Consider the following 12,969-nt stretch of genomic DNA (forward strand, 5'->3'; position numbering starts at 1 on the left):
CACAATCGCTTCGCACGTGCAACAGGGGAAATGTCAGAGATCGGGCAGGACCTGATCGGCGATGCCCCACCCGGCAAGATCGCGCGAGGCCGCGCGCGCGACCAGTTCGGCGGCATCGCGTACGCTCCAGCGCCCCGCAGTCTCGATATCGCGCAACTCGGTCCACGAGACAGGTGCGGCGACCGGGGCACCGGGGCGGGCGCGGGCCACGTAGGGCAGCACCGCCGTGCTCCCACGCTGATTACGCAGCCAGTCGATGAAGATCCGCCCTTTGCGCTTGGCCTTGGACATGGTCGCGACGAAGCGATCGGGTTCGGCCTCGCCCAGCGCGCGGGCAAAGCGGTCGGCAAAATCCTTGACCGCGGGCCATTCCGCCTTGGGCGTCAGCGGCACGACGACATGCACGCCTTTGCCCCCCGACAGCATCGCGAAGCTGACGAGACCGAGCTCGGCGAGATGCTCCTTCAAATCGACCGCGGCCTTTTTGACGATATCGAAGCCGAGGTCCTCATCGGGGTCGAGATCGTACACCATCCGGTCGGGTTGTTCGAGCGTTGCGACCGACGATCCCCAGCCGTGGAACTCGATCGTGCCCATCTGCACGCAGGCGATGAGTCCGTCGGCATCGTCGACATAGAGATAGTCTTCGGTCGACCCGTCTTTCTCGCGGATCGCGACCTTGTGAACATGTTCGCCCCCTGTGCTCCCGCCAAAGCTGCCCGCGTCATGTTTCTGGAAGAAGCAGGCCTTGGCGCGGCCTTGCGGGCAGCGAACCAGGCTGATCGGGCGGTTGCCCGCCCACGGCAGCATGATGCCCGACACCGCCGCATAATAATCGGCGAGTTCGCCCTTGGTGATGTTCGATTCTGGGAAGATCACGCGGTCGCGGCTGCTGACTTTGATGTGGATTTCGGGTGTTTCGAGCGCGACCGCCACTGGCGTTTCGGCGATGACCTCGCTCGCTTTCTTGTCTTCGCGCAGGCCCAGGAAGCTCGAATGCCGTAGCACGCCGTCGGGCGTGGTTTCGGCATAGGCGACTTCGGCGACCAGCTTGGGGGTGACCCAATGCGCACCCCTCACCGCCGCACGGGGGGCGGTTACGGTGGGGGTCGTGCGCTCGATCTTGGCGAGCCGCTCCTGAAGGTCCAGCATCGTAGCGGTGTCGAAGCCGGTGCCGACCTTGCCCGCATAGACCAGCCCGTCGGGGCCGTTCAGCCCAAGCAGCAGCGAAGCGAACCCGCGCGATTTGGTGCTCGCGGTCCAGCCAACGATGACGAATTCCTGGCGCTGCGTGCATTTGATCTTGAGCCACGCTTGCGTGCGCTTGCCGCGGTACGGGGCGTCGGCCCGTTTCGACACGACGCCTTCATAACCTTCGCGGCACATCGTCTCGAACAATTGATCGCCCTGACCGATAATATGGTCGGAATATTGGACGCGCGCGTCCTTGCCGTCGATCAGCGGCGCGAGCCGTTCTTTCCGCGCGAGGTTGGCGAGGCCGGTCAAATCCTCGCCATCCTGTTCGAGCAAGTCGAACGCGAAGAAGGTCATGTCCTCGCCATTCGCAATCGCACTCTTGAGTGTAGAGAAATCGGGTTTGCCGTCCTTGAACGCGACGATCTCGCCGTCGATCAGCGCGGTCTTGACGGGAAGTTTCGCGACGGCGTCGGCGATGGCCTGGAATTTGTCGGTCCAGTCGAGGCCGGAGCGGGTAAAGACGGTGGCCTTGCCCTTGGCGACCGCGATTTGCGCGCGGTAGCCGTCGTATTTCACTTCGTGGAGCCATTGGCTGCCGGTGGGGACGGAGTCCACGAGCGTACAGAGTTGCGGGTCTTGGAATTTTGGCTCCTCCCCGGCACGGGGAGGGGGACCGCTCGCCTTCTTCAGGCGAGTGGTGGAGGGGGCTCGCCGCGAGCGCCGCGCTGCCGGCCAACCCCCTCCACCATCTGCTGAAGGAGCAGATGGTCCCCCTCCCCGTGCCGGGGAGGATTTGGGTTTCTTACCCTCGGCGATTTCCACCATCGTGCGCCCGGTCGAGACGCTGGTCAGCCCGGTCTCGACCAACGTATCGGTCCCGCCGCTCTCCGCATCCTCAACCTTGCGCAGCAGCCAATTCTCGCCCTTTTCCTTGGCCGAGCGCGGTTTCAGGCGGATCAGGATCCACTCGCCCTTCATGCGCTCGCCATCGAGCACGAAGTGGAGATGGCCTTTGTCGATATCCTTCGCAGACTTGCCCGCGATCGGCGACCAGGTGCCGCTGTCCCACAGCATCACCGTGCCGCCGCCGTATTCGCCCGCCGGGATCGTGCCCTCGAAATCGGCATAGGACATCGGATGGTCCTCGGTGCGGACGGCGAGGCGCTTCTGGTCGGGATCGATGCTCGGCCCGCGCGTGACCGCCCAGCTTTTCAGGACGCCGTCCACTTCGAGACGGAAATCCCAGTGGAGGCGCGAGGCGTCGTGCTTCTGCACGATGAAGCGATTGCCGTGGCCGGGTTCGAGTGTTCCCGCCGGTTCCGCCGTCTTCGCGAAGTCCCGCTTTGCGTTGTATTTGGCGAGGGGATCGATCTCAGGCACGTTTTTTCGCCGGTGCGCGCTTGGCCGGAGCCTTCTTCGCTGCGGGCTTTTCCTCCGCTTTGGCAGGTGTAGCGGATCCCATCGATTTCTTGAGTGCGGCCATCAGATCGACCACGTTCGACCCCTTCGCGGGCGCATCGTCGCCCTTGTCCTCGATGATCTTGCCGCCTTTCGACTTCCGCTTGCGCTCGACCAGGTCGCGCAAGGCATCGACGTAACGGTCGTGGAAGTCCTGCGGGTGGAACGGCCCCGATTTCTTGGCGATCAGCGCTTCGGCCAAGTCCATCAAATCATCGTCGGGCTTGTCGTCGGGAATGTCGCGGAAATAGCCTTGCGCCTTGTGCACCTCGTCGGCGTAGCGCAGTGTTTCCAGCACCATGCCGCGCCCGCATGGCTTCAAGCTGACGACATATTCGCGACCGCGCATCGCGAGCTGCCCGAGCCCAACCTTCTTGGTCCGCCGCAGCGCCTCGCGCAGGACGATAAACGCTTCCTCGGCGAGATCGTCGGCAGGCACGACGAAATAGGGCTTTTCGTAATACAGCACGTCGATCTCGCTGGCATCGACGAACTGCGTCAGCTCGAGCGTCTTCTTCGATTCGAGCTTCACCGCGTCGATCTCGTCCTGTTCGAGCAGGACGTAGGAGCCCTTCTCATATTCGAAGCCCTTCATGATCTCGTCCGGGTCGACCGGGCCGACGCCGGTGACGACCTTGTCGTAATGGATCGGCTTGCCGCTCGGCTCATGGATTTGCTTAAAACTGATCGCCGCGCCCGATTTGGTCGCCGAATAGATTTCCACCGGAATCGACACCAACGCGAGCCGGATCTGTCCTTGCCAATAAGCGCGTGCGGCCATTTTTGCTGTCCCTGTTCGCGCACATCATCGTTGCACGGCCGATTCAATTCGCGAGCGGCAGAGTCGTTCCGTTCCTCGACAGCGGCCGCACTGGGACGTAAAGCGACGGGATGACGCAAGACCCCTTCGCCCTGTTCGAAACCTGGTATGCCGAGGCGCGCGCGAGCGAGCTCAACGACTCCAACGCGATGGCGTTGGCGACGGTCGATGCGCAGGGCGTGGTGTCGTCGCGGATGGTGTTGCTCAAGGGGCATGGCCCGGATGGTTTCGTGTTCTACACCAATCGCGAAAGCCGCAAGGCGCGCGATCTGGTCGAGAATGCTTCGGTCGCCTTGCTGTTCCACTGGAAATCGCTGCGCCGCCAGATCCGCATCGAGGGCCGCGTCACCCGCGCGAGCGATGCTGAGAGCGACGCCTATTTCGCCAGCCGCAGCCGCGATTCGCAGCTCGGTGCCTGGGCCTCCGACCAGTCGCGCCCGATGCCCGAACGGGCGACCTTCGAGGCGCGGTTCGAGGAGATGCAAGCGAAGTTCGCAGGGCAGGACGTGCCGCGCCCGCCGCATTGGGGCGGATACCGCGTCACGCCCGCGGCGATCGAATTCTGGCAAGACCGCGCGCATCGCCTGCATGAGCGCACCGTCTATACCCGCTCCGCGAGCGGTTGGACGACGGAGTTGCTCTACCCGTGACCGAGGACCAGCGCCGCGCGATTCCCTTCGCCGTCCGCGCCGCAATCGCGAGCGTGGCGATGGCGACGTTCCTGATCGCGCTCAAATCTTATGCCGCGTGGACGACCGGCTCGGTCGCGATGCTCGGAAGCCTTGCCGATTCGGGACTCGATCTGCTGGCAAGTGCCGTGACACTCTACGGCGTTCGCCTCGCCGCGACACCCGCGGACCACGACCACCGCTTCGGGCACGGCAAGGCCGAATCGCTCGCGGCGCTGTTCCAAGTCATGCTCATCACCGCGTCGGCGGCGGGCATTGCGTGGCGCGCGATCCAGGCACTCGGCAGCGATGCGCCGAAGCAACATGCCGAATTGGGCATCGGCGTTTCGCTCATCGCGATCCTCGCGACGTTGGTGCTGCTCGCCTATCAGCGTAGCGTCATCCGCAAGACCGGGTCGGTCGCGATCGTGGCCGACAATGTCCATTACCAATCCGACGTGCTGCTCAACGGATCGGTAATCGTCGCGCTTGTGCTCGACCAATATCTCGGATGGCATGATGCGGATCCGATTTTCGGGATCGTCATCGCGCTGTGGCTGGCGTGGGGCGCATTCCGCGCCTCGTCGAGCGCGATCGACCATCTGATGGACAAGGAATGGCCCGAGCAGCGCCGTGCCGACTTCATCGAAGTCGCCGCGCGGCAGCCTGGCATCAAGGGCATCCATGACTTCCGCACGCGGCATTCCGGGGCGCACGATTTCGCGCAATTCCACATGGAGGTCGCGCGCGACATCACGATCGAGCAAGCGCATGTCATCGTGGAAGGCGTGGAGCGGGCGCTGCACCGCGCCTTTCCCAAGGTCGAAGTGCTGATCCATCTCGACCCCGAAGGTCATATCGATACCGACAATCCGCTGATCGAAGCGGACGTAACGCCCCCCTGGTTCGGGAAACGTGCATGAGACTCCCTATCGTCCAGATCGATGCCTTCGCCACCAAACCGTTCGAGGGCAATCCGGCGGCGGTAATGCCGCTCGCCGCCTGGCTGGAGGACGATGTGCTGCAAGCAATCGCGGCGGAAAACAACCTCAGCGAAACGGCCTTCCTGGTACCCGATGAAAGCGGCGCGAGCGATTTCGAACTGCGCTGGTTCACGCCCGCCGCAGAAGTCGCGTTGTGCGGTCATGCGACGCTCGCCAGCGGGCATTTCGTGCTGTCGAGCGATCCCGCGCGCGACCGCGTGACCTTTGCGACCCGCCAGGCCGGGCAGCTCGCGGTCGAGCGCGACGGGGTGGGCTATGCACTGTCGCTCCCCGCCTGGCGGCCAAGCGCTAAACCTCTGCCCGAAATCGTCGCCGCGCTCGGCGTTACGGCGATCGAGACGCTGTGGCATGACAAGGGATACGCCCTGGTGATCGTCGCCGACGAGGCTGCAGTGCGGGCCGCCAAACCCGATGGGCGGGCGCTGAAGGCGCTTGGGCCGTTCGTCCATATCGTCGCGGCGCGCGGGGACGAAACAGACATTGTCAGCCGCGTGTTCACCGATTTTTTCGATATCCCGGAGGATCCGGTAACCGGTTCCGCCCATGCCGTGATGGTACCGTATTGGGCCGAGCGAATTGGCCGCGACAGCTTCACCGCATTTCAGGCGAGCGCGCGCGGCGGGCATTTGACGTGCCGGCTCGACGGCGAGCAGGTCGTACTAGGCGGCGCCTGCGTCACCGTGATCGAGGGGACGTTCTTCCTATAAGCAGCGTGCGGCGATCGCGTTAGCCAAGCCGACGCGGCGCCCGTGCATTGAACAGGACCACCGACGATTCGACCGGCAGCACATCCGGATGCTCGCGGTCGCACGCCAGCCTCGCCTGTTCGGTAGTCAACGGACGTGACAGAAAATAGCCCTGGAGCTTCTGTACGCCGAGGGTGCGCAGCAAATCATGCTGCGCGGCGCTTTCGACCATCTCGGCCGTCACCGGCGCGCCGATCGCCTTGCAGAGATGCAGCACCCCAACCAGCAGGTCGCGCGCACTCGGGCTTTCCATCAACGAGGCGATGAGGCTGCCATCGAGCTTGATCCCGTCGAAGTGCAACTCGCGCAGATAGCCGATCGAGGCGTAGCCTGCCCCGAAATCGTCAAGCAGAATGCGGACACCGCCCCGCTGCAAGGTCGAAAGTGCGGAGCGCGCGGCCGTAAAATCACCGAGCAATGCGGTTTCGGTGACTTCGATCGACAGCCGGCCCGGGTCGAAGCCATGGTCGTGCAGCACCTTCAGAATCTGCTTGGCAATGGTCGGCGAGTTGAGTTCTGCACCGCTCAGATTGAAGGACAAGCCGATCGCGTCGGGCCAGCTCGAAGCCGCGGTCAGCGCCATCGACAGCAGATGCAGGGTCATGGAGCGCGTCATTCCGGCTTGTTCTGCAAGCGGAATGAATTCCGACGGCGTAATCACCCCGAGCGTAGGATGCGTCCAGCGTGCGAGCGCTTCGAAGGCGATGATGCGGTCGGTCGCGGAATCGACGACGGGCTGGTAATGAAGCACGATCAGGTCGCTTTCGGCTGGTGCCGCCAGCGCCTGTTCGACGAGCAGACGACGACGGTTCATCGCCTCCATGTCTGGCGTAAACAAGCAGATGGCGGTGCTGCGCACGCGCTTGGCCTCGTACATCGCCAGATCGGCGCGGTTGATCAACGCAAGCGATGTCTCGGCGGGAGAGACATCATGCGCCATACCGATCGAAGCGCGCAGTCGAAACGTCTGCGCGCCGACGATAAACGGCTGATCGAACGCTGCGGCCAGTTGGGCGAAGCGGGCCTGTGCATCCTCCAGCGTCGCGACGTCGCGCAGCAGAACAGCGAACTCGTCGCCGCCCAGCCGCGCAACGAACGCGTCGCCGATGTCCAATTGCTGGAATCGCCGCCCGGTTTCGACGAGCAAGGCATCGCCGGTATGGTGGCCGTACGTGTCGTTGATGACCTTGAACCCGTCGAGATCGATCATGCCCATCGCCAGCGCGCGCTGCGGGTGCAACGAAGACATGCGGGCCACTTCGTCCAGAAAGGCGCGGCGATTGGCGAGCCCGGTCAGCGCATCGCGATACGCCAGTTCACTGACCTTGCGCTTCTCGGCCGCGATAACACTGCGCGATTCGACATCGCGCTGCAGCCGTTGGTGCTGGCCGTAGATTTTGCGGACAACCAGCGGCGCGATCATTAGGATGTTGGCGCCCATGCTTGCCAGCATGACATCGCCGGTCATGATCAGCGACAGCGAGATCGGGAACGTACCAAATGCGATGACGATACAGGCGGCGAGCGGCAAGCTCGACAGGCAGACGGCGGTCGAAATCGTGCACAGCGCGGTGAACAGCGCGACATAGGTGCGCGCCTCCACTCCAGAACGCTGAATAATCTCGGTCCACACCACCAGGCCAATCGCGACGATACTGGCGGCCGCCAGCGTGACGTTCATCGATGTGCGCATCTGCGCGACCGTCGCGATCGCATCGCGCGATTTCCACAGGCCAACCATACGGCCGAGGATCACAAGGGAGATCAGCGCGGGCGTGATGAAGACCGCGTTGCCGACATCCGGTGCCGATACGATCGCGAGGAAAGCCATGTTGATGACGATCGCCAGGTACATCGTCGGCACTTGCGGCCGCAGCGTGCGAAACTGTTCGGTCAACAATGCGTCGCTGGATTTCCAGTGCGACAGCGATTCAAAAAAGGCATTGTGAAACATCGACGATCCCACCTTCGGGCCTGTCGGGCGCAAGAGCGAGTCGATCCGGCGACTCCGATCTACCCATTTCAGGCGCGACCCGGATGATCGGAATTGTACGTACGGTGCTGCTAAGGCTTTGGAAACCTTGCCCCATCGGGCTTCAGGCCAGCGCAGCCACCACGCCGCTCGTCTCTTCGATCCACCCACCGCCCAACACGCGGTCCCCGGCATAGAGCACAGCGGCCTGACCCGGTGCCACGCCATATTCGGCCGCGTCGAAACGGACATCGACGCCATCGAAATGCGCCGCGACCGGCTTGGCGAGCGAGCGAACCTTTGCCGTCACCGGCCCATGGTACGCCCCACCCAGCCAATTCACGCCGCTCAAGCGTGCCGCGCCGACCGCAAGCGCGGCCTTCGGCCCGACCACCACCTGCTTGGTCGCAGGATCGAGCCGGATGACATAAAGCGGTTCGGGCGTGCCGCCGATTTCCAACCCGCGACGCTGACCGACGGTGAAGTGAATGAGACCGCGGTGCTGCCCCAGCACGCGTCCGGCTTCATCGACGATGTCGCCGCTGGTATCGGCGTCGGGACGCAATTTTTTCACCAGCGATGCATAGTCCCCGTCGGGCACGAAACAGATGTCCTGGCTGTCGGGTTTGCCGGCGACGCCGAGACCGAGTTCCGCGGCCAGTTCGCGTACCCGCGGCTTGGGCAGGCCGCCCAGCGGAAAGCGCAGATAGTCGAGCTGCGCTTGCGTCGTCGCGAACAGGAAATAGCTCTGGTCGCGCGCCGGATCGGCAGCGCGGTGCAACTCAGCCCCGCCCGCCCCCATCACCCGGCGGACATAATGGCCGGTCGCGAGACAGTCCGCGCCGAGATCGCGCGCGGCGGCAAGCAGATCGGTGAATTTCGGGCCCATATTGCACTGGATGCAGGGAATCGGGGTGCGCCCGGCGAGGTATTCGTCGGCGAAGCGATCGATCACCGATTCGCGGAAGCGCGTTTCATGGTCGAACACATAATGCGCGATGCCCAGCCGATCGCACACCGCGCGCGCGTCGCGAATATCGCGCCCCGCGCAGCACGACCCCGCACGCCCGACAGCTTCGCCGTGATCGTAGAGTTGCAGCGTGATGCCGATCGTCTCTGCTCCGGTGCGCGCAGCAAGCGCTGCCACGACCGAGGAATCGACCCCGCCCGACATCGCCACGACGATCCGCTTGCCCGCCAGATCCGGCCCTAATTGAAAATCCACGTCATCCATCGCCGCGCAGATAGGCGTTCGCGCAGGCCGATGCAAAAATCTGCGCGAGCTTTACCCGACCTTTAGGACCTTGCCCGTACACCGTCGTTTCGCACCCCAATCGGAAGCGCCTGTGTGGACCTGAGTTTTTCCCGTTTAGAAGCCGATGTGACCGTGACGGCACTGCCGCCCGACTTGGCCGTATTGATGGTCGGCGTCGCGGCGCGGCAGGCGGCGAGCCCGACGGCCATGATGCACGCGGCGCTGATCACGTTCGACGCCCGGACCGACCGCTTCGCCCCGGCGCATGGTGCCTTCAACTTCGCCGTCGCACGCTTGCTCGCGCCCGAAGGCACCGCCGAAGACACCGATGCCCGGGATTCATAGATATGAAGGTGCTGTTTACCGAGCCGCTTTAGCGGACGTTCAAACCCGCGCGCTAAACGTTGTTATTGAGATGGAGGGGGCCCCCCGCCCCGACATGAGGTTTCCAAGAATGATCGAGAACCAGAAAATTCGCCCCGCAAAAGTGATCGGCCCGCTCGGAGAGCCGCTGACCCTCGACACGCTTCCGCCGCCGGAGACGACGCGGTGGGTGGTGCGGCGCAAAGCGGAAGTCGTCGCTGCGGTAAACGGCGGGCTGCTGACGGTCGATGAAGTGTGCGAACGCTACAATCTGACGGTCGAGGAATTCGCCGGCTGGCAGCGTGCGATCGATCGGTCGGGCATGCCCGGGCTGCGCGTCACCCGCATTCAGCATTACAAGTCGCTGTACGAACGCCAGCAGAAATACTGAGGATCGTGCAGACGGCTCCAGGGGGGGAGCCACTGCCAGAGATCGGCCCGTTGCTCCGTTGAGCAGCGGGCCGAACGCGTGATGGCCCTGCTCGTATCTTTGATGCCCAATTTCTTCGATGGACGCACCCGGAACAAAATTCCCGGCTCGTGAGTCTTGTCCCCGTATCCCGGATGCACCCGGGCAAATGGAGGGTAAGATGATCGGTCTCATTGTTTGGCTTGTAGTCGGTGGTGTCTGTGGTTGGCTAGCCAGCATGGTGATGCGGACCGATGGTCAGCAAGGCATCATTCTGAATATCGTCGTTGGCATTATCGGTTCGGTGATCGCGTCGTTCATCTTCGGCGCCGGTATTAACCAGGCGATCACGGTGATGACGTTCGTGTATTCTTTGATCGGCGCGATCATCCTGCTCGCGATCGTCAATCTGGTCCGTCGCGGCACGGTTCGCTAAACCAGCGACAGTCAAACGACAGGAAAAGGGCCGCGAAGCGCAAGCGCTTCGCGGCCCTTTTTCGTTATTTCAGCAGGAAGCGCACGGTCAGGGTGACGGAGACCTCGGCTTCGCCCGCCGCAATCTGTGTCGAATCGGCGGCCTTGGCGCGAGACATGAACACCATCGGCGGCGGCGACCCGCCGTCGCTCGATCCGCTTTCCGCGATCGACACGATGCGCGACACCGTCAGCCCGGCCGCCTTGGCATAGAGTTCAGCGCGGGTGCGCGCGACCTTAACTGCGGAAATGCGCGCCTGGTCGAGTGCTGCTTCGGGCTGATCGATCGTCAGGCTGGGCCCATCGATCTGGTTCGCGCCTTCGCCCACCAGCACATCTAGGATCGCACCCGATTTCGCGATGTCGCGGAAGCGCACCGATACGCTGTTGCTCGCCTGATAGCCCGTAACCACCGGAGCTTGTCCGTCGGCATAGCGGTATTGCGGGCTGAGCGAGACGTTGGCCGTGCGAATATCGCGCGGTGCGACGCCTGCTTTCTTCAGCGCGGCGAGCACGCGCGTCATCCGGCCGGCATTTTCCGCCAGCGCCGCCGCTGCGGTCTGACCCTGCGTCGTTACGCCGGCGCGAATCGTCGCCACGTCGGGGACGCGCGTGGTATGGCCCTCCGCCGCGATATCGAGCAGCGTGCCGTCAGGCGCGATCATTGGCGCGGTCTGCGCGGACGCCGCCGTCGCGGCACCCAGCATCAGCGCGGGGGCGAAGAAAAGAAAACTCGAACGCATTTCAGTAACTCCCGGTTGTTCGCGACCGATCGGCCGTTGCACGCCCCTGTGCCAGCGTGCTGGGCAACCTGCGATGAACGCCCGGACCGGCCGCTGTCAGCGCACCCGACGCGAGAGGACGTAGCGATACAACGCCAGCAGGATAACTGCGCCGCCGGTCGCTGCAATGTAGTTCTCCCAGCCGCCGTCCAACGCAATGCCCATCGCCTGCGCGATGAACCCGGCCAGCATGGCGCCGACGATGCCGATCAGGATCGTCACGATGAAACCGCCCGGATCCTTGCCCGGCATAATCATCTTTCCGAGCACGCCAGCGACCGTCCCGATCAGCAGCCAACCCAGAATTGAACGGTCCATCATCACTCTCCTGTCACGCCCGGAAACCCACCGGACCCGCGCTCGACGCTCGCTTCCGACACTTCGAAATGCAACCGCTTTGTTTCGTTATCATGACGACATCGACGCGGCATCATTTCCGAAAAAACGCTGAAACGGTCCTGTCTACCCGCTACCGCCTTGCGAACGGATACGAAACGCGCCATGCGGCGCGCAATTGCAACCGGCCACTTGAGCTCGGTGATATATTCCGGTAACACAGCAAATATCAGGGACGACCGCCAGCTGTTCTAGGTGGGTGGAACGTGGTCCGGAGGTCGGGAAGTGGGACAAATGAACTACGAGACGCGCGCGATCGGCAATGAGGAAATTCTGGGGCTGCCGGGCGAACGCGGGCCACAGGGGCGGCGTTGGGGCCTGATCATCGGGATCGTGGCGGCCGTGCTCGCCGCCGTCATCGGCGCGTCGTTCCTGTTCGGCGGGAAGAAAGCCGAGCCGGCGAAGCCAGTCGAGCAATTGCCGTTGGTGTCGGTGGTGGTTCCCGGTCGATCGACGGTCGCGCGGACGGTCACCGCGACCGGATCGCTAGCGGCGCGACGTGAGATGCCGGTCGGCGTCGCGGGTGAAGGCGGGATGATCACCCGCGTGCTGGTCGAACCCGGTCAATGGGTCGCCAAGGGGCAAGTTCTGGCAACGGTCGATCGCTCGGTCCAGAATCAGACGGCGGAATCGCTGGCCGCACAGATCAACGTCGCACGCTCCGATGCGGCAATTGCGCAGTCCGAACTCGATCGTTCGAAGCAGTTGGTCGAGCGCGGCTTCGTGTCCAAGGCCGACATTGAGCGCAGGACCGCGACGCGCGACGCGGCGCAAGCGCGGGTGCGCGTTGCACAAGCAACGCTCGGCGAAGCGCGGGCCCGTGACAACCGGCTCGACATTCGCGCGCCGTCCGCCGGCCTCGTGCTCACCCGCAGCGTGGAGCCTGGTCAGGTCGTCAGTTCTGGTTCGGGCGTGCTGTTCCGCCTGGCCGAGGGCGGTCAGATGGAATTGCGCGCACAAATCAGCGAAGCCGATCTGCGCGGCCTGCATGTCGGGTCGCAAGCGCAAGTAACGCCGGTCGGCGGCAGCGACGCGTTCAGCGGCGAGGTGTGGCAAGTGTCGCCCGTGATCGATCCGCAGACGCGTCAGGGTATCGCACGGATTGCCCTGGCGTATAATACGGCGCTGCGTCCCGGCGGGTTTGCCTCCGCTACGGTCGTCTCGGGATCGAGCGATGTGCCGCAATTGCCGAATTCCGCGATCCAGAGCGACGACAAGGGAAATTATGTGTATGTCGTTGGGGCGGGCGACAAGATCGTGCGGCGCAGCGTCAAGGTCGGGGAAGTATCCGACCGCGGCGTGGCAATCGCGGAGGGCCTGAACGGCACCGAAAAGGTTGTCCAATCGGCTGGCGCTTTCCTTAATGCCGGTCAGAAGGTAAAGCCGACGCTGGTCAAGGCGGACGCCGATATAAAGAGGTAGAGC

At 63.8% G+C, this 12,969-nt stretch carries 13 protein-coding genes; 7 read left to right on the plus strand and 6 right to left on the minus strand.

Annotated elements, in window-relative coordinates:
* Window positions 1-33: 33 nt before the first annotated feature.
* Both ligD and ku read right to left on the minus strand, forming a co-directional pair.
* Window positions 34-2,577, minus strand: a complete 2,544-nt coding sequence (gene ligD, locus HMP06_RS09860) for a DNA ligase D (protein ID WP_176496936.1) — start codon at window positions 2,575-2,577, stop codon at window positions 34-36.
* Window positions 2,570-3,436 carry a non-homologous end joining protein Ku gene (gene ku, locus HMP06_RS09865; RefSeq protein WP_176496937.1) on the minus strand — a complete coding sequence of 289 codons (867 nt, stop codon included), beginning with the start codon at window positions 3,434-3,436 and terminating at the stop codon, window positions 2,570-2,572. Before ku ends, ligD begins: the two co-directional genes overlap by 8 nt.
* Window positions 3,437-3,546: 110 nt before the next feature.
* On the opposite strand from ku, the gene pdxH reads away from it, so the two are divergent.
* Genes pdxH through HMP06_RS09880 form a run of 3 tightly spaced genes read left to right on the plus strand, consistent with a single transcriptional unit; the run spans window position 3,547 to window position 5,854 of the window.
* On the plus strand, window positions 3,547-4,125 hold the full coding sequence (pdxH, locus tag HMP06_RS09870; RefSeq protein WP_176496938.1) for a pyridoxamine 5'-phosphate oxidase: 579 nt from the start codon (window positions 3,547-3,549) through the stop codon (window positions 4,123-4,125).
* Window positions 4,122-5,066: a cation diffusion facilitator family transporter gene (locus HMP06_RS09875; protein WP_176496939.1), complete on the plus strand. Its 945-nt coding sequence runs from the start codon at window positions 4,122-4,124 to the stop codon at window positions 5,064-5,066. Before pdxH ends, HMP06_RS09875 begins: the two co-directional genes overlap by 4 nt.
* Window positions 5,063-5,854 (plus strand): PhzF family phenazine biosynthesis protein, encoded by a 792-nt coding sequence (locus HMP06_RS09880; RefSeq protein WP_176496940.1) that lies wholly within the window; start codon window positions 5,063-5,065, stop codon window positions 5,852-5,854. Before HMP06_RS09875 ends, HMP06_RS09880 begins: the two co-directional genes overlap by 4 nt.
* A 19-nt stretch (window positions 5,855-5,873) precedes the next feature.
* Here the strand turns inward: HMP06_RS09880 and HMP06_RS09885 are convergent, their stop codons facing one another.
* Together HMP06_RS09885 and mnmA are read right to left on the minus strand one after the other, a co-directional pair.
* Window positions 5,874-7,847, minus strand: coding sequence for a putative bifunctional diguanylate cyclase/phosphodiesterase (locus HMP06_RS09885; RefSeq protein ID WP_176496941.1), 1,974 nt, complete (start codon window positions 7,845-7,847; stop codon window positions 5,874-5,876).
* Window positions 7,848-7,989: 142 nt separating this feature from the next.
* Complete coding sequence (mnmA, locus tag HMP06_RS09890) at window positions 7,990-9,099, minus strand: tRNA 2-thiouridine(34) synthase MnmA (RefSeq protein WP_176496942.1); 1,110 nt, start codon at window positions 9,097-9,099, stop codon at window positions 7,990-7,992.
* A gap of 114 nt (window positions 9,100-9,213) precedes the next feature.
* On the opposite strand from mnmA, the gene HMP06_RS09895 reads away from it, so the two are divergent.
* From HMP06_RS09895 to HMP06_RS09905, 3 genes are all read left to right on the plus strand, one after another.
* Window positions 9,214-9,465 carry a hypothetical protein gene (locus tag HMP06_RS09895; protein WP_176496943.1) on the plus strand — a complete coding sequence of 84 codons (252 nt, stop codon included), beginning with the start codon at window positions 9,214-9,216 and terminating at the stop codon, window positions 9,463-9,465.
* A gap of 109 nt (window positions 9,466-9,574) precedes the next feature.
* Entirely contained in the window at window positions 9,575-9,874 is a 300-nt protein-coding gene (sciP, locus tag HMP06_RS09900; protein WP_176496944.1) for a CtrA inhibitor SciP, read from the plus strand.
* Window positions 9,875-10,076: 202 nt separating this feature from the next.
* Window positions 10,077-10,328, plus strand: a complete 252-nt coding sequence (locus HMP06_RS09905) for a GlsB/YeaQ/YmgE family stress response membrane protein (protein WP_197940756.1) — start codon at window positions 10,077-10,079, stop codon at window positions 10,326-10,328.
* Between the two features lie 64 nt (window positions 10,329-10,392).
* Here HMP06_RS09905 and HMP06_RS09910 read toward each other — a convergent pair whose 3' ends face one another.
* Window positions 10,393-11,109 carry an SIMPL domain-containing protein gene (locus tag HMP06_RS09910; protein WP_176496946.1) on the minus strand — a complete coding sequence of 239 codons (717 nt, stop codon included), beginning with the start codon at window positions 11,107-11,109 and terminating at the stop codon, window positions 10,393-10,395.
* A 96-nt stretch (window positions 11,110-11,205) separates the two neighbouring features.
* Window positions 11,206-11,466 carry a GlsB/YeaQ/YmgE family stress response membrane protein gene (locus tag HMP06_RS09915; protein WP_176496947.1) on the minus strand — a complete coding sequence of 87 codons (261 nt, stop codon included), beginning with the start codon at window positions 11,464-11,466 and terminating at the stop codon, window positions 11,206-11,208.
* A 312-nt stretch (window positions 11,467-11,778) separates the two neighbouring features.
* Between HMP06_RS09915 and HMP06_RS09920 the strand changes: the two genes are divergently transcribed.
* The gene (locus tag HMP06_RS09920) at window positions 11,779-12,966 is read left to right on the plus strand and encodes an efflux RND transporter periplasmic adaptor subunit (protein WP_176496948.1); all 1,188 of its coding nucleotides are present in this window, start codon (window positions 11,779-11,781) and stop codon (window positions 12,964-12,966) included.
* The last annotated feature ends 3 nt before the right edge of the window (window positions 12,967-12,969 follow it).

It is taken from the genome of Sphingomonas sp. HMP6, from assembly GCF_013374095.1.
Classification (GTDB): Bacteria; Pseudomonadota; Alphaproteobacteria; order Sphingomonadales; family Sphingomonadaceae; genus Sphingomonas.

Bases quoted from the DNA above. Each gene is read 5' to 3' on its own strand.
- sciP (WP_176496944.1), top strand. From the start codon at position 9,575: ATGATCGAGAACCAGAAAATTCGCCCCGCAAAAGTGATCGGCCCGCTC.
- pdxH (WP_176496938.1), top strand. From the start codon at position 3,547: ATGACGCAAGACCCCTTCGCCCTGTTCGAAACCTGGTATGCCGAGGCG.
- ku (WP_176496937.1), bottom strand. From the start codon at position 3,436: ATGGCCGCACGCGCTTATTGGCAAGGACAGATCCGGCTCGCGTTGGTG.
- HMP06_RS09885 (WP_176496941.1), bottom strand. From the start codon at position 7,847: ATGTTTCACAATGCCTTTTTTGAATCGCTGTCGCACTGGAAATCCAGC.
- HMP06_RS09920 (WP_176496948.1), top strand. From the start codon at position 11,779: ATGAACTACGAGACGCGCGCGATCGGCAATGAGGAAATTCTGGGGCTG.
- HMP06_RS09915 (WP_176496947.1), bottom strand. From the start codon at position 11,466: ATGGACCGTTCAATTCTGGGTTGGCTGCTGATCGGGACGGTCGCTGGC.
- mnmA (WP_176496942.1), bottom strand. From the start codon at position 9,099: ATGGATGACGTGGATTTTCAATTAGGGCCGGATCTGGCGGGCAAGCGG.
- HMP06_RS09880 (WP_176496940.1), top strand. From the start codon at position 5,063: ATGAGACTCCCTATCGTCCAGATCGATGCCTTCGCCACCAAACCGTTC.
- HMP06_RS09910 (WP_176496946.1), bottom strand. From the start codon at position 11,109: ATGCGTTCGAGTTTTCTTTTCTTCGCCCCCGCGCTGATGCTGGGTGCC.